Genomic DNA, 19,426 nt, shown 5'->3' on the forward strand with positions numbered 1-19,426 from the left:
GGGTTCCTCAGGCGCCGTCGACCGTCAGGAGCTCCGGCACCGGGTAGACGCGGGCCAGCTGCTCACCGAGGAGTTCGCGGGGGACGGCGGGGGAGTACAACCAGCCCTGGCCCAGGGGGGCGGCGATGAACCGGCAGATCGCGGCCTGCTGCTCGGTCTCCACGCCCTCGACGACGACGGTCAGCCCGAGCCGCGTCGCGAGGTCCACGACGCACGTCACGACGGACTGGCCGTTGACGTCGTCGGTGATCGACTGCGTGAGGGACCGGTCGATCTTCAGGACGTGGACGGGCAGGCGGCCGAGGTACCCGAACGCCGAGTACCCCGTCCCGAAGTCGTCGATGGCGATCTGGCAGCCGAGGCCGGCGAGTTCGGTGACGACGCGTTCGGCGGGGGAGTCCTCGTCCAGGAACACCGACTCGGTGAGTTCGAGCGTCAGCAGGTGAGGGGCGATCCGGTACTGCTCGACGAGCTCGACGACGATGTCCGCGAAACCGGGGGACTGCAGCTGCACGACGGAGACGTTGACGGCCACGCCGACACCGACGGAGAACACCCCGGCCTCGTAGGCCGAGCGGACGGCCGAGCGCAGGACGTGCTCGCCGAGGGCCACGACGAGGTTGGACTCCTCGGCGACCGCGATGAACTCGACCGGGGAGATGCGGCCCAGGACGGGGTCCTCCCAGCGGGCGAGCGCCTCGAACTTCTCGACGCGGCCCGTCGTGAACGAGACGACGGGCTGGAAGTGCACGTCGACCTCCCCGCTGCGGACGGCCTGCGTGAGCCGGTCGCGCAGCAGGCTGCGGCGGGCGTGCTCGGCGGCCACGGACCCGGTGAAGACCGAGATGGAACCCGGCCCGAGGTGCTTGGCGTCGCGCAGGGCGATGTCGGCCTGCACGAAGGGCTTCATGACGTCGGTGGGGTCGTAGTCGTCACCGAACGGGCAGCTCGCGACGCCCGCGGCGGCCGACAGCGGGAACCGCGCCGCGCCGGGAACCGTCGCGGGGGCCGTGGTGACGGCCGCGACGACGCGTTCGGCGTGGCGCAGGACCTGGGCGGGGTCGCCGGGGAGCACGACCGCGATCTCGTCGCCCGCGGTGCGGAACGCGTCGCCGCCGAGTTCCTCGGCGACCAGGCCCACCTCCCGGGCGGCCGCGGCGATGACGGCGTCACCGGCGCTGACACCGAGGACGTCGTTGATGTCGTCGAGGCCGACGAGTTCGACGAGGACGAGGGAGGAGGCGCGGTCGGGTTCGGTGAGCGCGCGTTCCAGCAGGGCCCGGTTCCCGAGCCCGGTGAGGTTGTCGTGCAGCGCCTGGAACGTCAGGTGCGCGGTGGTCCGGTCGATGGAGCGCGCCGTCGCGGCGTGCCGGACGGTGAACGTCACCAGGACGGTGATGTACAGGCCGTACAGGACGGAGTCGCCGCGCGGGTCGATGACGAGCAGGACGAGGTCGATGAGCAGGATCGGCCCGGGGACCAGCGAGGCGATCTCGAGGCGGCGGGCAGCGCGTTGCGCGGCCTGTCCCCCGTGCCGGACGACGCCGTCGCGGGGCAGGCCCAGCAGGCCCACGGCCCCGCCGACCGCCGCCACGGCGCACGCCACGTACGCCACGACCGACTGGTGGTGGAAGCAGACGGCGGCGAGCGCCGTCCCGACGCCGTTCACGGTGAGGCCGGCGGCGGCGACGCGCAGCCGCGGCTGCTCGACGGCCAGCGCGATGGCCGAGCAGGCGACGAGGGAGCTCACGACCAGCACGAGGACGACCGCCGCCGTCCAGCCCGCCGGTCCGTGGTGGCCCGTGCGCGCGAAGGCGTCCCAGCCGGCGGTGGCCAGGGCGCTGCCGAGCATGAGGGCGTCGACGACCAGCGGCGGGTCGTCGCTGCCCGCGCGGGCGCGCACCAGCAGCTGCAGCAGCACGACGAGCAGGCCCAGACCGGCGACGGCGAAGGCCAGCAGGGGCACCGGGAACGGCCCGAGGTCCGTCCCGGGGAAGAGGCCCGCGGTGAGGGCGCCGAGACCCCACAGCATCGCGGCGCCGAGGTACTTGTGGGAGTTGTGGCCCTTGTACAGGACGATCAGCGCCAGGGCCGCGGCCGTGATCGCCGCGGCGCCGATCGCCACGAGGGGCGTCCGCACCACGCCGGGCAGCGCGACGGCCAGCGCCGTCAGCGCGCCCGCGAGCGCCAGCATGGCCAGACCGCCGACGACGCGACCCGGCGTGGGGCGCGTCGGGGCGAGCGGGGAGGCCATGGTGGAGGTGTCGGCGCCCGGAGTCGTGGACTTGACCACTCCCACGGTGCGGGAGGATGGACCCCGCACGGTCTCGATGAGCTGGAAGTGGTGGGTGCAGTGGCCAAGGGCAAGGTCCGTTCGTACGACGAGGAGCGCGGGTTCGGCTTCATCCGGAGCCCCGAAGCGCCGGACGACGTCTTCTTCCACTTCAAGGACATCGTCGGCGGCGCCGAGGACGGCTCCCTCGAGGGTGCGGTCGTCGAGTTCACCCTCGGTGAGGGCGAGCGCGGCCCGAAGGCCTCCGATGTGAAGGTGGAATCCCGCCGCAGCGGCCCGCCGCCGGAGCAGCGCCGCCCCGCGGCCTCGAACTCCCAGCGTCCCGTGTCGCTGCGCGAGTTCCGCCGCGAGGTGACCGAGATCCTGCTGAGCGTCGACGGGATCGGGTCCTCCCAGATCCGCGCCGTGCGCGACTTCCTGTCCGACTACGGCCTGGACCGTGGGTTCGTGGTGGAGGACACCCGCCGCTGATGTGCTGCGTTCCGACACCTCCGCAGCGTCGCGGGGTGTCGGAACGTCACACACGGGCGACGTGCCAGCGCCGCGGCCCGGTGGTCGCCAGCCCGCGGCGGTGAGCGTCCTGGAGGCGGTGCACGGTGCGGCGCCGGTGGGCCGGACGGGTGTCGATCGCGGTGAACCGGGCGATGACGAGCCCGTGACGTTCCAGTCCCTCCTGGCGCACGTTGTCCACCGTCGCCACCTCCAACGCGAGGTGGCCGCGCCCGTCGTACTCGCCGGCCAGACCCGCCTCCTCGTCCAGCAGGTCGACGCGGCCCAGGTGCCCTCCTTCCTCGTCCACGACGCGCTCGTTGACGAGCGGACGCGGAAGGCCGGCGTCGAGGGTCCAGATCATGCGCAGCTCCGTCTCCTGCGGGGAGCGGACACCGGCCGCCGCCAGCTCGGCGGCGCGGCGGGCCACCGGGGTGCCGCGCAGGCGTCGTTCGTCGAGGTGCGCGAGGACGGCGGGTCCGGTGGTGGCGCCCGCGGCCCACAGCGCGTCGACGGCGATGACGCCCCGTCGGGGCTCTCCGCTGAGACGGGCCAGGTCGACGGCGGTGCGCACGGCGCTCGTCACCGGGACGCCACGGACGACGGTCACCTCCTCGGTGGCCAGGTCCGAGCGCAGGACCCGCAGGCCGGGGCGGGGTCGCACCGACCTCGTCCTGGGCACGCACACGAGGACCGGGAGCTCACCGTCGCGCCCCACCCCGTCGAGGTCGCGGGCCCCGTGCCACCAGGCGGCGGCCCACCCGCCGACGGCGGCGCCCGGCGGCAGCAGCGGCACCACGTCGCGGATGCGGCGCTCGACGCTCGGCGGGATCGAAGCGTCGGCGTGCACTCCGCGGAACGGGGAGCGGTAGGCGCTGGCCCGCAGCTGTCCGTCCGTGACGCCGAGAGCTCGAAGCGTGGCGCGGCGGGCGGCGTCTGGCACGGGCGCAGCCTGTCCCAGCCGGTGGGCGTCACGCTCCGTCCCTGTGGAGCACTTCCACTGCGGTGCGTTCCGACACCCTGACGGTCGATCGAGGTGTCGGAACGTCGCGCAGTGGGGGCCGTCCCGCCACCCTGTCCCCGTGACCACGTTCACCGCCTGCCACACCGCCGACCTGTCCGCCGCCACCCGCACCGAGCTGCGCGCCCTCCTGGACGCCGCGTTCGGGGACTTCACCGACGAGGACTTCGAGCACGGCCTCGGCGGGTGGCACGTCCTGGCCCACGACGACGGCGTGCTCGTCGGGCACGGGGCGGTCGTGCGGCGGCAGTTCCTCGTGGGTGGGCGGGCGCTGCCCGTCGGGTACGTCGAGAACGTCGCGGTGGCCGCCTCGCACCGCCGACGCGGGGTGGCGTCGGAGGTCATGGGCGAGCTGGAGCGGGTCGTCGTCGCCGGGCACGGGGCGGGGTTCCTCGCCGCGTCCGAGGAGGGTGCCCCGCTGTACGAGCGGCGGTGGCGGGTGTGGCGCGGTCCGCTGTCGGTGCTGACCGTCACCGGCGCGCAGCGCACCCCGGACGAGGACGGGGGCGTCCGCGTCCTGGACCCCGCCGGGACGTGGGACGTGGACCAGGAGCTGGTGTGCGAGTGGCGCTCCGGGGACGTCTGGTGATGCTCAGCGGACGGCTTCGGGGGAGACGGGGTACTCCCGCTCGAGTTCGGAGATGATCCGGTCGGACGTGACGGCCGCGGAGTAGAGCCAGCCCTGGCCCAGGCCCGCGCGCATCGAGCGGCAGATCGCGGCCTCCTCGTCGGTCTCGACGCCCTCGACGACGACGGTGAGCCCGAGGTTGTTCGCGAGGTCGACGACGGCGGTGACGACGGAGCGCCCGTTGCCCTCGCCGGTGAGCGACTGCGTGAGGGAGCGGTCGATCTTCAGCACGTGGACGGGCAGGCGGTCGAGGTAGCCGAACGCCGAGTAGCCCGTGCCGAAGTCGTCGATGGCGATCTGGCAGCCGAGGCGCGCGAGTTCGGTGACGACGCGCTCGGCGGGGGAGTCGGAGTCGAGGAACACCGACTCGGTCAGCTCCAGGGTCAGCAGGTGGGCCGAGATGCGGTAGCCCGAGAGGATCTCGCGCACGACCTCGGCGAAGCCCGGCGACTGCAGCTGCACGACGGAGACGTTGACGGCGAGGCGGACCTCGGCGTCGAAGACCCCGGCTGCGTGCGCGGTGCTGACGGCGCGGCGCAGGACGTGCTCGCCCAGGGCGACGACGAGGTTGGACTCCTCGGCGACGGCGACGAACTCGACGGGGGAGACGCGGCCGAGCTCGCGGTCGTCCCAGCGGGCCAGGGCCTCGAACTTCACGACCCGGCCGGTGGTGAAGTCGACGATCGGCTGGAAGTGGACGTCGATGCAGCCCTCGGCGACGGCGGACGCCAGGCGCTCGCGGACGAGAAGGCGGCGGGCGTGCTGGGCGGCGACGGCGCCGGAGTACACCGACCAGCCCAGGAGGCCGGGGTTGCTGCGGGCGTCGCGCAGGGCGAGGTCGGCGTGGACGAGCGGCAGGGTCGCGTCACCGGCGGCGCGGGCCCCCGGGTCGACGCGGGCGACACCGGCCACGGCCGCGACGGGGAAGCGCCCGGCGCCGGGGACCTGCAGCGGGGCGGCGCTGACGGCGGCGAGGACGTGCGGGAGGTGGCGGACGGACTCATCGGGGCTGCCCGGCAGGAGTACGGCGAACTCGTCGTGGCGGACGCGGTAGGTGGTGCCGTCGAGGGGCGTGACGTGCTCGCGCAGGTTGGCGGCGGCGGCGCGCAGGACGTCCTCGCCGACGGCGACGCCGAGGACGTCGGTGACGTCGTCGAGGCCGCTGACCTCGAGGATGACGAGCGACTGGGTGCGGTCGGGTTCGACGAGGGCGTCGGCTAGTGCCGTCCGGTTCTGCAGGCCGGTGAGCGGGTCGTGCTGGGCCTGGAAGGACAGCGTCTGGCGGGTGCGGTCGATGGCGCGGGCGGTGGCCGCCTGGCGGACGGCGGCCGCGACGATCGCCGCGCCGTAGTAGGCCGAGAGGAGGCCGTCGACGCGGGGGTCGACGGTGTTCACGGCGATGTCGAGGAGCATCGCCGCCCCGGGCAGCGTCACGGCCAGGCGGAGCCGGCGCGCGGCCTGCGTGACGGCCACCCCGCCGTGGCGGACGAACCCGCCGCGCGGCTGGAAGACGAGCAGCAGCAGGCCGCCGACGAGGGCGAGGAGGACGGCGACGTCCGCGGCGCGGGGGGAGTGCGCCGCCGTGACGGCCGTGACCTCGGTGGCGACGGCCGCGAGCCCGAGCCCGAAGCAGGCCAGTCGCAGGGCGCCGTGCTCGACGGCCAGGACGACGGCGGACGCTGCCACGAAGGACGCGATGAGCACCACGAGCGAGGCGCTCGCCTGCCACCAGCCGTCGCCGACGTGGCCGGTACGGCCGAAGACGTCCCACGACAGGGCGGCCATGACGGTGGCGAAGAGGGACGCCTCGACGAGCAGGGGCTGGTCGTCGCCTGCGACGCGGGCGTGCCGGAGCTGCTGGAACGCGATGTACGCCAGACCGGCCAGCGAGACCGCGTGCGCCAGGTGCGGGAACGGCACCGGCCCGACCGTCGCGGTGGGGAAGGCGCCGGCCAGGACCGTGCCGGCGCCCCAGAGCGTGGCGGAGGCGGTGAAGCGGACGACGCCGCTGCGGGTGCCCTTGAGGGCGAGGAAGGGCATGAGCACGGTGACGGCCAGCCAGCCGAGGCCGGTCGCGAGGAGGACCGGGCGCCCGTCGTGCCAGTGCTCGGACGCAGCCACCAGCAGCGGGGCGGACACGACGAGCACGGCGGCCGAGAGGGCCGCCCGCCAGGCGTGCTGGTGAAACGTCATGGCCAGGGGTTCGACGGGCCGGTCCACCCGCTGGATCGCCCGACTGCGTGACACCCGGTCCCGTTGGGCCGGACCCCGAGGGAGCCAAGCCAAGATCGCCGACGTCACAGAGCGCGACGACCACCCGTTGGGGTCAGCAGAGCATGGTCCGAAGAGGGTCACCCACATGAGCCACAGAGCGTCATGGTTCGTGCGTGGGTGGTGACCCCATCCCGTGTGACTACTCCAGATGGGTTACCTGGGGCCGTCGAGACGGGTGAGGCTGCCCGTTACCAAACTGTAACCAGAACCTGTGAGACGTAAAACCGCAGGTCACAGCCCGTGTGCGCCACCCGACACGCCGGTCTGCGAAGAGATCTTCCGTTACTCCCCGTGTTGCTGGTGTGACTCTCGTGTACGTTCAGATCTGTCACCAGGTCACTCCGCTGAGTAGCGGAGCGGCTGGTGTCGCAGGCCCGAAACCGGGCCGGCCCCTCACGGGGGGGAACATCACTTTCACATGCCTTGGAGGCAATCGTGACCGCAGCAACCTCCCGGTTGCGCCGGCGTGGTATCGGGGCCGGCGTCGCGGCTCTTGTTGGTCTGTCCGGCCTTGGCTTCGCCGCCATGCCGGCCCAGGCTGCAGCTGGTTTCGACCCCGCCGCTTCGCAGGTTTCCGGTGTTGACCGCTTCGACACTGCTGCCCAGATCGCCGTCAAGGCGTTCCCCGGTGGTTCCTCGACCGTCGTCGTCGCCAACGGCGACCGCGCGATCGACGCGCAGGCCGGCGCCTACGCCGCGGGTCTTAACAACGCGCCGATCCTGCTCACGCAGAAGAGCAACGTCCCGGCCTACACGGTCAACGCGATCAAGACGCTGAAGGCCACCAAGGCGATCGTCCTGGGTGACTCGAACTCCGTCGATGCGACCGCCATCGCGCAGATGACCGCCGCGGGCCTGCAGGTCCAGGTCGTCTCCGGCTCGGACCGCTTCGCCACCGCCGCCGCGATCTACAACCTCGGTAGCACGAAGTCGTCGACGGTCTTCCTCGCCCGCGCGGACCTCCTCGCCGGCCAGGTCTCCCCGGACGCCCTCGCGGCCTCCCCGCTGTCCTTCGACGGCACCCCGGTCCTGCTGACGAACGCGGGCTCGCTGCCGTCGGCCACCGCCAACGCCATCACCTCCGGTGGCGTCAAGAACGTGGTCGTTCTGGGCAACGCCATCACCGACTCGGTGAAGAACGCCGTCACCGCCCTCGGTGCGACGGTCACCACCATCGCCGGTGACGACCGTTCGCTGACCGCCCAGAAGATCGCCGAGTACGGCGTCGCGCAGGGCAAGTACGGCAAGACCACCGCCACGATCGCCAACGGCGACAAGATCGACGCCCTCGCGGCCGGCCCTTGGGCCGCCAAGAACAGCGCGCCGATCCTTCTGACGCTGGGGACCAACTCGCTCGGCACCGGCACGACGAACTACCTGACGGCCAACGCCTCGACGCTGACCACTGCGGTGGCGTTCGGTGACACCAACAGCGTCCCGGCCTCGCTTTCGGCTGCAGCCAAGACGGCGGCTGGCGGCAACGTCACCAGCCTCCAGACCATTGCTGTCTCGCCGAGCACGTCCGTGACCCAGACGGTCGTCGGCGACACCGGTGGTACGGCGGACGCCGCTGACGACCGTGTCTACACGGCCACCGGCCTCACTGCGGGTACGACTTACCGCATCACGCTGGTGAACGCCGACAGCATCCGCACGGCGGCTGACGGTTCCGTCACCTTCTTGACCAGTTCTGACCAGGACTCGGCCGGCAAGAACCTGGTCGACCCGGGCGCCGACGTTGCCGACATCACGTCGGTGAACAACGCCACCCCCACGTTCCCCTCCGGTGACACGGCCCTCCGTTCCACAACGGTGCAGCCTGTCAATGGCAGCATCACCTTCACGGTTGACGGAACCAACCCGGGCGCTGTCGTCCCGGTTGTGTACATCAACGGTGGGGCTGGTGGCACTTCGTCCACCGGTGGCGTCAACGGTCGCCTTGAGACCAGCGCCACGACGGCTGGCGTGTACGCCGCAGCCACGGAGAACTTTGGCCTGGGCGGCGCTGTCGTCTACGTCGCCACCCGCGCCGCGAACGGCCTCATCGGTGCTGCGGTCGACAGTGGTGCTGGCACGGCGACGGCGGCCACCATCACGGCGGTTGACAAGACCGGCAACACGTTCACCGCAACGGTTGACCCGGACCAGAGCTCCACGACGGGCACGCTGGTTGCGCGTTCCTTCGCATTCGACGCGAACGACACCTACACAGTCGGTGGCGTCTCGGTCGGGTTCGACACCTTCAAGGCCGCGCTGAGCGCCGGCGACACCATCACCGGCAACTACACCACCGACGCGGGCGGCGTGAGCTCTTTCGCGCTCACCGACTCCAACCCGGTTCTGACCGGCACCGCGACCGCCACGGCGGGCTCGGGCGCCAGCGTCAACGACATCACCCTCGCGGCGACCTTCGGGGCCAACAGCCTCGACTCCGTCACCATCGAGCGTGCGCCCAGCACCTCGGGCGTGACCGCGACGACCGGATTCGTCCCCGTGACCACGGTGACGCCGACTGTCTCGGCCACTTCGCTGAGCTTCGTTGACAACGACGTGGCGGCGGGCTCGTACACCTACCGCTTCACGCCCATCAACGACGGCGACCCGGGCACCGCTCAGACGGCCAACATCAACGTCACCTCGCCCGCGGCCGTCGACAGCACTGCCCCCACCCTGATCAACACGGTCCAGACCACGAGCGCCGGTCTCGCCGGATCCCTCGACCAGGGTGACGTCGTCAAGCTGGTGGCCTCGGAGGCGCTTGCCGCCCCCAGCTCCACCAGCCGCCTGCGGGTGACGGACGCCGACGGCACGATCGTCGACATCACGAACGTGTCGGGTAACGCAACCTTCACGCTCAACTCGGCGGACGAGACGGTCGGCGGGGTCGTTTACCCGGCCAACCGCGTCCTGACGGTCACCCTGCTCGCGACGCAGACGTCCATCGCGAACGGTACGACCGCTGGTGTGCAGCTGCCGGCCACCATCACCGACTCGGCGAGCGTCACCGACGTGGCGGGCAACGCGCTGAGCCTGGCGTCGGGCGACCGTCAGATCGGCTGATCTAGCACGATCTGCGATCCATAGGTAAAAGAGGGGCCCGCGACCACCGGTCGCGGGCCCCTCTCCGCTCTAGTCGGTCTGTCGGATACCTCACGGACCTAAAGCGAGGGGCTGAGGGTTCGGCCCGTGCCGACCACTCCTGGGTGGAGTCGTTCGCGCCCAACTGCATCGGCAACGGGGGCGGACGTCGCCGCTCTGGCCGAACTCAGCTCGCTCGCCGGGATCACCGGTGCGGGCCCAAGGCCGCATCCAACTTCGACCCGGCTGCGGCGTCGGTCCACGTCGCCGTTGTCGACCGTCACGAAACCGTCGCAAATCTCGTCCGCAAGGGACCTTTCGGGCAGGCTCAGTGATACCAAGGGCCGCAGGCTGGCCGGTCCGTCGGCGCCGGACCCTCGCCACGCTCTTTGACCGGCCCAGTGGCTGCTAGGAGGGCCTCGTGTTGCCCACCTCGTCGGTGACAACAGGGCGCGCCCCACGCGCTCCCCCAGCCGTCGATCCCTCAGTCCTACGCTCATCCCATGCCCCACACGACCACCCCCGTCCCGCACGTCGCGGTGATCCTTCCGTGCCTCAACGAAGCAGCCGCGGTCGGCCACGTCATCGACGACGTGCTGGCGGCGCTGCCGGAGGCGACGGTCTACGTCTACGACAACCGCAGCACCGACGACACCGCTGAGGTGGCGCGGGCGCATGGGGCGCTGGTTCGGTACGAGCCGCGGCCGGGGAAGGGCAACGTCATCCGCCGCGCCTTCGCCGATGTCGAGGCGGACGTCTACGTCCTGCTGGACGGGGACGACACCTACGACGCCTCCGTGGCGGGGGAGCTGGTCCAGAAGCTGATCACCGAGGGGCTCGACCACGTCGTGGGGGCGCGTCGGGCCAGCACGGTCACGGCGTACCGGCGCGGGCACGCGGCGGGCAACAGGATGCTCAACCAGGTCGTCTCCACGGTCTTCGGGGAGCCGGTCACGGACATGCTCAGCGGGTACCGCGTCATGTCGCGCCGCTTCGTGAAGTCCTTCCCCGCCATCTCCCGCGGCTTCGAGGTCGAGACCGAGCTCACCGTGCACGCCGTCAACCTGCGCGTCCCGCAGGCCGAGGTTCCCGTCGGCTTCAAGGACCGCGCGGAGGGGTCGGCGAGCAAGCTGCGCACCTACCGCGACGGGTGGGCGATCCTGCGGTGGATCGTCCGGCTCGCCCGGTACGAGCGGCCCACGCTCGTCCACTCCCTGCTCGGCGGTTTCATCGCGCTCGTCGCCGTCGTCCTGGGCATCCCCGTGGTCGTCGAGTTCGTGCAGACGGGGCTGGTGCCGCGGTTCCCGACGGCGATCCTCGCCTCCGCGCTCATGATGATCGCCGTCGTCGTCACGGCGGTCGGCGTCATCCTCGAGGCGGTCCGGCACGCCTCCGACGAGGCCTCGCGCCTCGTCTACCTCGAGTACCCCAGCCCGCTGACGCTGCTCGACGGCGTGCGCCCGGCCCCCGAGGTCGACGTCCGGCACGACCGCGCGGCCCGTCGGTGAACGGCGTGCTGAGGTTCGCCGCGAAGGCCGTCGCCGGGCTCGTCGCCCTGCAGGTCGTCTTCTTCGTCCTGCTCATGGGCGCGCAGGCCGTCCCGAACGAGCCGATCATCAAGCACCTCGCGCAGGCCATCCAGACCGGGGACTACGGCGCCCCCTACGGTCCCGACGGTGTGGGCGGCACCGCCGACCGCTTCACCGAGTGCGCCGAACTCGGGTACGGCGTCACGACGCCGGACGACCCGCGCAGCCTGTGGAACCTCACGACCGGTGGGCCGCGCCTGTCCTCCTGCGACGACGGCAAGGGGGAGATCCAGCGCCTCGCCGCGGGGGAGGACTTTCAGACGCCGGCCACCTACTTCCGCTACTGGTCCGGGTACTCGATCCTCACCCGGCCCGTGCTCGCCCTCACCGACGTCCCCGGTTTGCGGCTCGTCGTCACAGGGGTGTTCGCGGCCGCCGTGCTGGCTGCGTTCCTCGCTGTGACGCGTCGGCTCGGTGCAGTGGCGGGATTCGCGCTCTTCCTGCCGATCGCGGCAACGACGAACGCGCTCGCCATGCCCGACAGGGCGTTCACCCACGGCATCGCCCTGGCGACGGTGGCGGCCGGCGTCGCGGTGACGGCGGTGGCGGCCTCCCGCGGGTGGCGCGCAGCGGTGGTCGGAGCCGGGTTCTCGGCGGCGCTGTTCTGCTACATGGACCTGCTCACCGTCCCGCCGATGGCCTGGGCGCTGTGCGCGGCGGTCGCCGCAGCGGTGGTGCACGCGACGACCCGTGACGTGCGGGAGACCTGGCGGACCGTCCTCGCCGTCGGCGCCGCGTGGCCGGTCGCGTTCGGGTTCACGTGGGTGTTCCGCTGGTTCATCGGGGCGCTCGGACAGGGGTTGTCGGTGTTCTCCCGCGTCCAGGAGGTCAGCCAGTTCCGCCTCGACGGCGGGGACGTCTCCCACGCGTTCGGCGCGGGGGTCACGGCGAACTGGACCTACTGGACCGAGCACTCCGTCACGGCGGTCCCCGTCGTGGTGGCCTCGACGGTGCTGCTCGTGGTCCTCGTCGCTCTGACGTTCGTGCGTCACGGGCTGCGCGGACTGGCCACGTTCGCGGCCGTCGCCCTCCCGGCGCTCGTCGTCCCGGCCTGGTACTGCGTGCTGAGCAACCACTCCCAGATCCACGCGTTCTTCGTCTACCGCAGCCTGCCGGCGGCGGTGGGGGTGCTGCTCCTGGCGGGGGTCGTGGCGGCTCGACGGTCGAGTGTGGGGCTCCGACGCCGAGAGGACGCGACTGCGGAAGGTCAGGTCTCGTCGCTCTCCTGAGAGACGACTGGGCCGGACAGGCGCTTCTCACTGTTCCGGCACAGCAGGTTCCGGGCTCGTGCCAGGCTGCCCGGACCGCCTGACCCGAGGAGAAGAAGTGCCGCACCGCCGCCGTCTGTTCACCGTGCTCGCCGCGTCGACCGTCCTGGCCCTGGCCGCCGCTCCGGCCGCGCAGGCCGCCGACAAGCGCCTCGCCGGCAACGACCGCTACGAGACGGCGGCCGCCGTCTCCCAGGCCTTCGAGGGGGCGCAGTACGCCCCCGTCTTCCTCGCGACCGGTGAGAACTTCCCGGACGCGCTCGCTGCGGCCGCCGCCGCGGGAGCCGACCAGAGCCGCGTGCTCCTCACCGGCCGGTACACGCTCCCGGCGGCCACGCTGGCCGAGCTCAAGGCCCGCGAGCCCCTCGGCGTCTACATCGTCGGTGGCACGTCGTCGGTCAGCGCCGAGGTCGAGACGTCGCTCGAGCGTCTCGGGTACTCGACCCTGCGGCTGTCCGGGGAGGACCGCTACGACACCTCGGCCGTGGTGGCGCAGATCCTCTTCGACGACCCCGACACCGTGTTCCTCGCCACCGGCGAGAACTACCCCGACGCGCTCTCGGGTGCGGCGGCGGCCGGCAGCATCGGCGCCCCCGTCCTGCTCGTGCGCCCCAACAGCCTGCCCGAGCCGATCCGCGCCGCGCTGACCGACGAGTTCCTGCCGCTGAAGCCGAGCCGCTTCATCGTCCTCGGCGACGAGAAGGCGGTCTCCGGCGCCGTCCTCGACCAGATCAAGGCCCTCGGCTTCCAGGGCGCGACGTTCGAGCGTCTCGCCGGTGCTGACCGCTACGCCACGGCCGTCGCGGTGGGACGCCGGTTCTTCCCCACCAGCACCTCGGCCGTCCTCGCGGTCGGCGACAACTTCCCCGACGCCCTCGCGGCCGGCCCGTTCGCCGCGGAGACCGGGGCCCCGCTCCTGCTCACGCAGAAGACGACGACCCCGGCGGCGACGCAGGCGGAGCTCGACCGCCGCCAGCCGACCGACCGCGTCTACGTCGGGGCGGCCCAGCCCAGCTGACGGCAGGGGGTGGTCGCGGCAGGCAAGGTGAGGCTAACCTCTGCCGATGTGACCACCCCTCCCTCTCCTGGGCGCTCGGCCCCCACCCGCCGCACGGTCCTGTCCCTCGCTGCGGCGGCGTCCGCGTCCACCGCGCTCGCCGCCTGCGGCAATGCGGAATCGCAGTCGGGGGCGGAGGCATCGGTGCCCGCCGGCTCCGGTGGGGCGACGGACGCGTTCCCCCTCACCGTGGCGCACCAGTTCGGCGAGACGGTGGTGCCGGCCAAACCCCGCCGCGTCGTCGTGGTGGGACTCACGGAGCAGGACGTCCTGCTCGAACTCGGGGTCGTCCCCGTCGCGACCACCGAGTGGTACGGGGAACGGCCGCACGCCGTGTGGCCGTGGGCGGAACACCTGCTGGGCGGCGCGGAACCGGAGGTCCTCAGCCAGTCCGACGGCCTGCAGCTCGAACGCATCGCCGCCCTGGCCCCCGACCTCATCGTGGGCACGAACGCCGGGCTCGACCGGGAGCAGTACGACAAGCTCACGGCGATCGCGCCGACCGTCACGAGCATCGCGGGTTCGGAGAAGTACTTCTCGAACTGGGCCGACCAGACCCGACAGGTGGCCCGGGCCGTCGGGAGGTCCGCCGCCGGGGACGCCCTGGTCGCGGAGGTCGAGGACGCCTACGCCCGCACGGCGGCCGCTCACCCCGAGTTCGCGGGCAAGCAGGCGACGTTCTCGCAGGGCGAGCCCTACGAGGGTGTCCTGTACGTCTACCCGGACGGGGTGAACACCGACTTCCTCACGGAACTGGGGTTCCGGATGACCCCCGGTCTGGAGACGTGGGCGGCCGAGGCGGGACAGCAGGCGCAGATCTCCGCGGAACGCACCGACCTCCTCGATGCCGACGTCGTGGTGTTCGCGACCGAGGAGGAGGGAGCGGTGGACCGGCTCCTGGACTTCGGGACGCTGCGCTCCCTCGACGCCGTCCAGCAGGGTCGGGCGGTGTTCACCGATCCCGTCCTGGCCGGCGCCATCTACTTCCTCACGCCGCTCAGCACCACGTACGTGCTGGAGCACCTCACGCCTCTGCTCGCCGAGGCGGTGGCGGGCAGGTCGCCGCAGGAGATGGCGATCGCGACCGCCTGACGGTCCACGAGGTCCTGCCGGGGAGGAGCCCTGTCATCGCGCGCGGTAGCTGCGCGGCTGGGTGAGGAATCCACGGGCCGGGGGTTCGTGGGGTTCCAGACGGAACCACCGAACACGGCCTCGGACGTCCATGACCCTGATCTGCCGACGACCGACCGCTCGCGCGTCGGTCAGGGTGAACCGTTCGAAGGACGGTTCTTCGAAGGGCGAGGACACGTCCCCGGTGGAGAAGACGACCACGTGCGTAGACGTCAGCGCCAGCACGACGCGGACCGGGCGCCACGGCAGGGGCCGGCGCACGAGCGCCGAGAGCGGGGACTGCGTCACCCGCGCCTGGGAGACCCACGCGACAGGTTCGTGCAGAACGTTGTGGATCTCCCGCTTCAGCTGCTGGTAGGGGTTGAGCGTGGTGAACAGCTCGCTGTCCAGGGCCAGGCCCCGCGCGAGCGGTCTACGGCGCTGTCTGCGCCACATCCAGACCTCGTTGCTGTAGGGAACGTCTTCGGCCCCGTCGACGAAGAACCACCGGCTTCCGCTGAGCGGACATCGGAACCGCTCGTGGGGCACCCCGATCGTTGCGATCGGCGTCCCGGGCCGTGCGTCATCAGCGGTGCCGGCACCGCACGGCAGTTCCTCGTCGCACGTCCGTGCGGTGACCGGCAGGAGATCAGTGGGGGTCAGGAGGCGAGGAACTCCAGCAGGACGCGGTTGAACTCCTCGGCGTGGCTGACGTTGAAACCGTGCGGGGCGCCGGCCACGACGTGCAGCCGGCTGCCCGGGACCGCGGCGTGGGTGAGGGCGCCGGAACCCTCGAGCGGGACGACCGCGTCGGAGTCGCCGTGGATGACCAGGGCCGGCACCGTGACCTTCGGCAGGTCCCCGCGGAAGTCGGTCGTGCCGAAGGACTCCATCGCCTTCAGCGCCGCCGTGTGGTCGGCCTGCTTCGTCAACGCGATCGCGTCCTGGCGCTGGGCCTCGGTGACCTTCAGGACGCCGTCGACGGAGAAGAAGCCCGTGACGAACCCGTCGTAGAAAGATGCCTCGTCGGCCTTGAGGCCGGCCTCCATCTCGTCGGCGAGCTCCTTGGTCAACGGTCCCTGCGGGTTGTCGTCGGTCTTGGCCATGTAGGGGGGCACCGCACCGGCGAAGACGACGCTGTGCAGGCGTCCGGTGCCGTGGTTGCTCACGTACCGCGCGACTTCACCGCCGCCCATCGAGAAGCCGACGAGGGTGACGTCGCGCAGGTCGAGCTGCTCCAGGAGGGCGTGCAGGTCCTCGGCCAGGGTGTCGTAGTCGTAGCCGCTGCGGGTCTTGTCGCTGCGGCCGAAACCCCGGCGGTCGTAGGTGAGGACGCGGTACCCCGCGGCGGCCAGGGCCGGGACCTGCTCGGACCAGGACTCGCCGGACAGCGGCCAGCCGTGGATCAGCACGACGGGACGACCGTTGCCACCGGTGTCGTCGACGTGCAGGTTCGTGTCCTTGAACAGTCCGTGGTGCGCGGTGATGTCGGTCATGGGGTGTGTTCGGAGCCGACACCCCTGTGGTCTGGTCTGCACCAAGAGGCAACTGTCAGTGCGCAACCCATCACTCCGGGCCGTCGGTCGGCGCCGAGTCGTCAGCTGGAGTTCCGGGTGCGCCTCGGCGGTGCGCGCAGCATGCTCACCAGCATGACCAGCTCCACTGCCTCCGCGGCCGACCAGCCGGTGTCCCGGCCCACCGGGTTGCACCACGTCCGCCTGTCGGTCAGCGACATCGAACGGTCCCGGACTTTCTACAGCCACCTGCTGGGCGCTGATCCGGCCATCGACAACACGTCCGAACTGACTGACCCCACCGCCGTCGACGACCCGCAGCGCCTCTACGGCGGTGTCGTGTTCGAGGTCGGGGACCAGATCCTCGGCTTGCGCCCGGTTCCCGGTGCTGCCGGTGAGACCTTCACACCCAGCCGCGTTGGTCTGGACCACGTGAGCTTGGCGGTTTCCTCGCGCGCCGACCTGGAAGCGGCGGCCGCGCGCATGTCCGCGGCAGGGGTGGAACACGGGGAGATCATCGAGCTGTCCGAGCAGAACATGCAGATCCTGTCGATCCAGGACCCGGACGACATCAACCTGGAACTGACCGCCCCGCTCTGACCGCCGGGTGTGGGGTGGCTCAGGCCGCGGAGCCGTCGCGACCAGCTCCACGCAGCCGTGCGGTGGCCCTGGAAACTTCAGGACCACCGCACGGCTGTGTCACTGCGTCGAACGTCCCGCGAGGGCTAGTGCCCTCGCGGGGAGTCGCTCCCTCGTGCCGTCACTGCACGGCGGCGGTGGCGGCGTCGGCCGCGGCCTGCGGGACGGACGGGGTTCCACCGAAGATCCAGCCGGTGCCGCGGCCGGTGTAGCTGGCCTTGTGCGCGGACAGGTAGGCGGTGGTGGTGGCGCCCAGGGAGCCGTTGAAGTCGATGAACAGCAGCGGCACCCCCTGCGACCCGGCGACGGGTGCGGCCGACAGGGCGTCGGCCGCCGTGTTGTCGGCGCCGCCGACCAGGGCGACGGACTGGGTGTCGAAGTTCTGGCTGCTGGTGGCGTAGTCGGCGATCTTGGTGGCGGTGTCCTGACGGCTGGTGCCGCCCAGCCGCGACGTACCCTTGGCCTGCGCGTAGACGGCGTCCGAGACCGAGCTGGTGCTGCCCAGGACGACCCGGTCGGTGGTGCCGAGCTTGGTGAGCGCGTCGGACGTCGCGGTGGGCAGGGACCCGGCCTCGGTGAGCAGGATCGGGTAGTTCTTCGCCCAGGCGACGGGTCCGGCGGCCAGGGCGTCAGCGGTGGAGGTGCCCGAGGCGATGAAGACCTGCTCGGGCGCGTCCCCGGAGTCGTCGGCCTCGGCGACCAGGGCGGCGGTCTGGTAGCGGTCGGCGCCGGCGATGCGGGTGACGTCCTTGCCGGCGGCCTTCCAGGCGGCCTCCTGCGCGGACGAGACGCGGTTGGTGCCGCCGATGATCCACACGTTCTTCGCGCCCAGGCGGGCGATCTCTGCGGCGGTGACCGCCGGGACGGCGTTGGTGTCGGTGTAGAGGATGGGCGCCGACTTCAGGCCGGCCAGGTAGGAGGCGGTGAGGCCGTCGACGGTGGCGTACCCGTTGACGATGACGACGTCGGTGGCCGACCCGTCGACGGGTTCGAGCAGCTTGGACGCGGCGACGGCGGTGGCGAACCGGTCCGAGCCGGAGATGCGGTCGTCGAACTTGAAACCGGTCGCGGCCTGGGCGGGGGCTGCCACGGCGGCAGCGCCGCCGAGGCCGACGAGCAGGGCCAGCCCGGCGGTGGCGAAGGTGTGCTTCTTCACGGTCGTGTGCTCCAAGGTGTGCGGAAGGTCGAGAGTGGGTGGATCAGCGACACGGGTGCCGGTCAGCTGGTGGCGATCTCGCCGTTGAGGCCGTTGGGGTAGAACCCGCCCTTGGTGACCCCGGTGCCCGGCGTCAGGTACACGATGTTCAGGACCTCCTGCGGGGTGCGGCTGAACGCGATGCTGTTGGCGTCGGTCGGGACGAGGTTGGCGCGGCCGCCGGAACCGACGGTGATGCCCTGGTCCTTGTCGGCGCCTGCGCCGTCGAGGGAGTCGCGGGCGTCGGAGATGAGGTTGGTGGGGGCGTCCAGGCCGTTCTCGTACAGCAGGGTGCGCACGATGCCGGAGTGGTAGGCCTCGACGGCGAGGATGCCGGCGGCGGCTTCGAGGTAGGCGGGGGTGGAGATGAGCGGGGCGGCGCCCTTGTAGGCGGTGACCCCGACGTCTTCGAAGAGGAAGGCGCCGAGGAGGAAGAACGCCTCGGAGGAGAAGGGGTCGAACGTTTCGCCCTGCTTGATGACGCCGGCGGCGACGGCGGCTCCGGTGAAGGACTCCTGCAGGTTGATGGCCGGGCGGGAGACGGCGGCCGAGCCGAGGGCGGTGCGCAGGAACTTCACGTGGGCGATCTCGTCGTTGGCGATCTCCTCGGCGTAGTAGCGCATCGCCTTGGACTTGAAGGGGACGCGGTGCCCGCCGGTGACCCCGCCCTGGGTGCCGGTGCCCGTGGCGAGGGCGTCGGCGAGGCCGTGGCCGTAGGCGGCGTAGCAGTAGAACTCGGCTTCGAGGTACTCGAGGTTCAAGGCGAAGTTGAGGACGCTGCCCTCGCTGGGGGTCGCCGCCGAGGCGGACTCGGCCGTGGCGGTCCCCACGAGGCCGGCACCGACGGCGCCGGCGGACAGCAGGCCCATGCCGCGCAGGAAGTTCCTGCGGTCGGCGGGGGTCTCGGAACTGCGGTTGATCATGTCGACGAGGAGGGTCTTCTTGAACATGGCCAGCTTTCTGTCCGGGCACCGTGGCCGGCGCCGTCGCCACACCACCGGGAAGACCGGTGATGTCTTGCCTGCGGGCCGTCCTCGTGGTGGGAGACCGGCCGGCAGTGCTCGTTCGGATCCACCGGCGCCGTGGATGGCCTGCCCGGTCGGTCTGTCGATCACCATGCCCGATCGCACTCGCCACCACCACCCCAAGTGACCGGGGAGTCGCGCGCCGTGTGTCGGGCGGGCGGGCTGGCGCGTCACGGAGCACCAGGGAATCCACCATGGCGGCAGGTCCGGGTGGATCCAGACCGAGCCCCTGCCCCCGGGGACGGG

At 71.8% G+C, this 19,426-nt stretch carries 15 protein-coding genes; 8 read left to right on the forward strand and 7 right to left on the reverse strand.

Translation table 11 applies throughout. The features are described from left to right. Positions 1–7: 7 nt before the first annotated feature. Entirely contained in the window at positions 8–2,299 is a 2,292-nt protein-coding gene (locus AB1207_RS07195; protein ID WP_367637262.1) for a putative bifunctional diguanylate cyclase/phosphodiesterase, read from the reverse strand. Positions 2,300–2,341: 42 nt separating this feature from the next. On the opposite strand from AB1207_RS07195, the gene AB1207_RS07200 reads away from it, so the two are divergent. Next, complete coding sequence (locus tag AB1207_RS07200; RefSeq protein ID WP_367637263.1) at positions 2,342–2,764, forward strand: cold shock domain-containing protein; 423 nt, start codon at positions 2,342–2,344, stop codon at positions 2,762–2,764. A 46-nt stretch (positions 2,765–2,810) separates the two neighbouring features. Here the strand turns inward: AB1207_RS07200 and AB1207_RS07205 are convergent, their stop codons facing one another. Then, positions 2,811–3,725 carry a type IV toxin-antitoxin system AbiEi family antitoxin gene (locus AB1207_RS07205; RefSeq protein ID WP_367637264.1) on the reverse strand — a complete coding sequence of 305 codons (915 nt, stop codon included), beginning with the start codon at positions 3,723–3,725 and terminating at the stop codon, positions 2,811–2,813. A gap of 139 nt (positions 3,726–3,864) precedes the next feature. Here AB1207_RS07205 and AB1207_RS07210 point away from each other — a divergent pair, with 139 nt between their 5' ends. After that, the gene (locus AB1207_RS07210; protein WP_367637266.1) at positions 3,865–4,392 is read left to right on the forward strand and encodes a GNAT family N-acetyltransferase; all 528 of its coding nucleotides are present in this window, start codon (positions 3,865–3,867) and stop codon (positions 4,390–4,392) included. 3 nt (positions 4,393–4,395) lie between these two features. Here the strand turns inward: AB1207_RS07210 and AB1207_RS07215 are convergent, their stop codons facing one another. After that, positions 4,396–6,651, reverse strand: coding sequence for a putative bifunctional diguanylate cyclase/phosphodiesterase (locus AB1207_RS07215; RefSeq protein ID WP_367637267.1), 2,256 nt, complete (start codon positions 6,649–6,651; stop codon positions 4,396–4,398). Positions 6,652–7,140: 489 nt separating this feature from the next. Between AB1207_RS07215 and AB1207_RS07220 the strand changes: the two genes are divergently transcribed. From AB1207_RS07220 to AB1207_RS07240, 5 genes are all read left to right on the forward strand, one after another. Next, positions 7,141–9,765: a beta strand repeat-containing protein gene (locus tag AB1207_RS07220; RefSeq protein ID WP_367637268.1), complete on the forward strand. Its 2,625-nt coding sequence runs from the start codon at positions 7,141–7,143 to the stop codon at positions 9,763–9,765. Between the two features lie 521 nt (positions 9,766–10,286). After that, positions 10,287–11,291, forward strand: coding sequence for a glycosyltransferase (locus tag AB1207_RS07225; RefSeq protein ID WP_367637270.1), 1,005 nt, complete (start codon positions 10,287–10,289; stop codon positions 11,289–11,291). 5 nt (positions 11,292–11,296) lie between these two features. Continuing rightward, positions 11,297–12,601 (forward strand): hypothetical protein, encoded by a 1,305-nt coding sequence (locus AB1207_RS07230; RefSeq protein ID WP_367637271.1) that lies wholly within the window; start codon positions 11,297–11,299, stop codon positions 12,599–12,601. Between the two features lie 97 nt (positions 12,602–12,698). After that, positions 12,699–13,658 (forward strand): cell wall-binding repeat-containing protein, encoded by a 960-nt coding sequence (locus tag AB1207_RS07235; protein WP_367637272.1) that lies wholly within the window; start codon positions 12,699–12,701, stop codon positions 13,656–13,658. A gap of 48 nt (positions 13,659–13,706) precedes the next feature. Then, a complete protein-coding gene (locus AB1207_RS07240) occupies positions 13,707–14,789 on the forward strand; it encodes an ABC transporter substrate-binding protein (RefSeq protein ID WP_367637273.1) in 1,083 nt (360 codons plus the stop codon). Between the two features lie 33 nt (positions 14,790–14,822). Here AB1207_RS07240 and AB1207_RS07245 read toward each other — a convergent pair whose 3' ends face one another. Then, positions 14,823–15,263, reverse strand: coding sequence for a hypothetical protein (locus tag AB1207_RS07245; protein WP_367637274.1), 441 nt, complete (start codon positions 15,261–15,263; stop codon positions 14,823–14,825). A 203-nt stretch (positions 15,264–15,466) separates the two neighbouring features. Further along, on the reverse strand, positions 15,467–16,303 hold the full coding sequence (locus AB1207_RS07250) for an alpha/beta fold hydrolase (RefSeq protein ID WP_367637275.1): 837 nt from the start codon (positions 16,301–16,303) through the stop codon (positions 15,467–15,469). Between the two features lie 117 nt (positions 16,304–16,420). Between AB1207_RS07250 and AB1207_RS07255 the strand changes: the two genes are divergently transcribed. After that, the gene (locus AB1207_RS07255) at positions 16,421–16,921 is read left to right on the forward strand and encodes a VOC family protein (protein WP_367637276.1); all 501 of its coding nucleotides are present in this window, start codon (positions 16,421–16,423) and stop codon (positions 16,919–16,921) included. 160 nt (positions 16,922–17,081) lie between these two features. Here AB1207_RS07255 and AB1207_RS07260 read toward each other — a convergent pair whose 3' ends face one another. Both AB1207_RS07260 and AB1207_RS07265 read right to left on the reverse strand, forming a co-directional pair. Next, positions 17,082–18,116, reverse strand: a complete 1,035-nt coding sequence (locus AB1207_RS07260; protein ID WP_367637277.1) for a cell wall-binding repeat-containing protein — start codon at positions 18,114–18,116, stop codon at positions 17,082–17,084. Between the two features lie 62 nt (positions 18,117–18,178). Then, positions 18,179–19,105 carry a ferritin-like domain-containing protein gene (locus AB1207_RS07265; protein ID WP_367637278.1) on the reverse strand — a complete coding sequence of 309 codons (927 nt, stop codon included), beginning with the start codon at positions 19,103–19,105 and terminating at the stop codon, positions 18,179–18,181. Positions 19,106–19,426 lie beyond the last annotated feature (321 nt).

This window comes from Kineococcus endophyticus (genome assembly GCF_040796495.1).
Classification (GTDB): Bacteria; Actinomycetota; Actinomycetes; order Actinomycetales; family Kineococcaceae; genus Kineococcus; species Kineococcus endophyticus.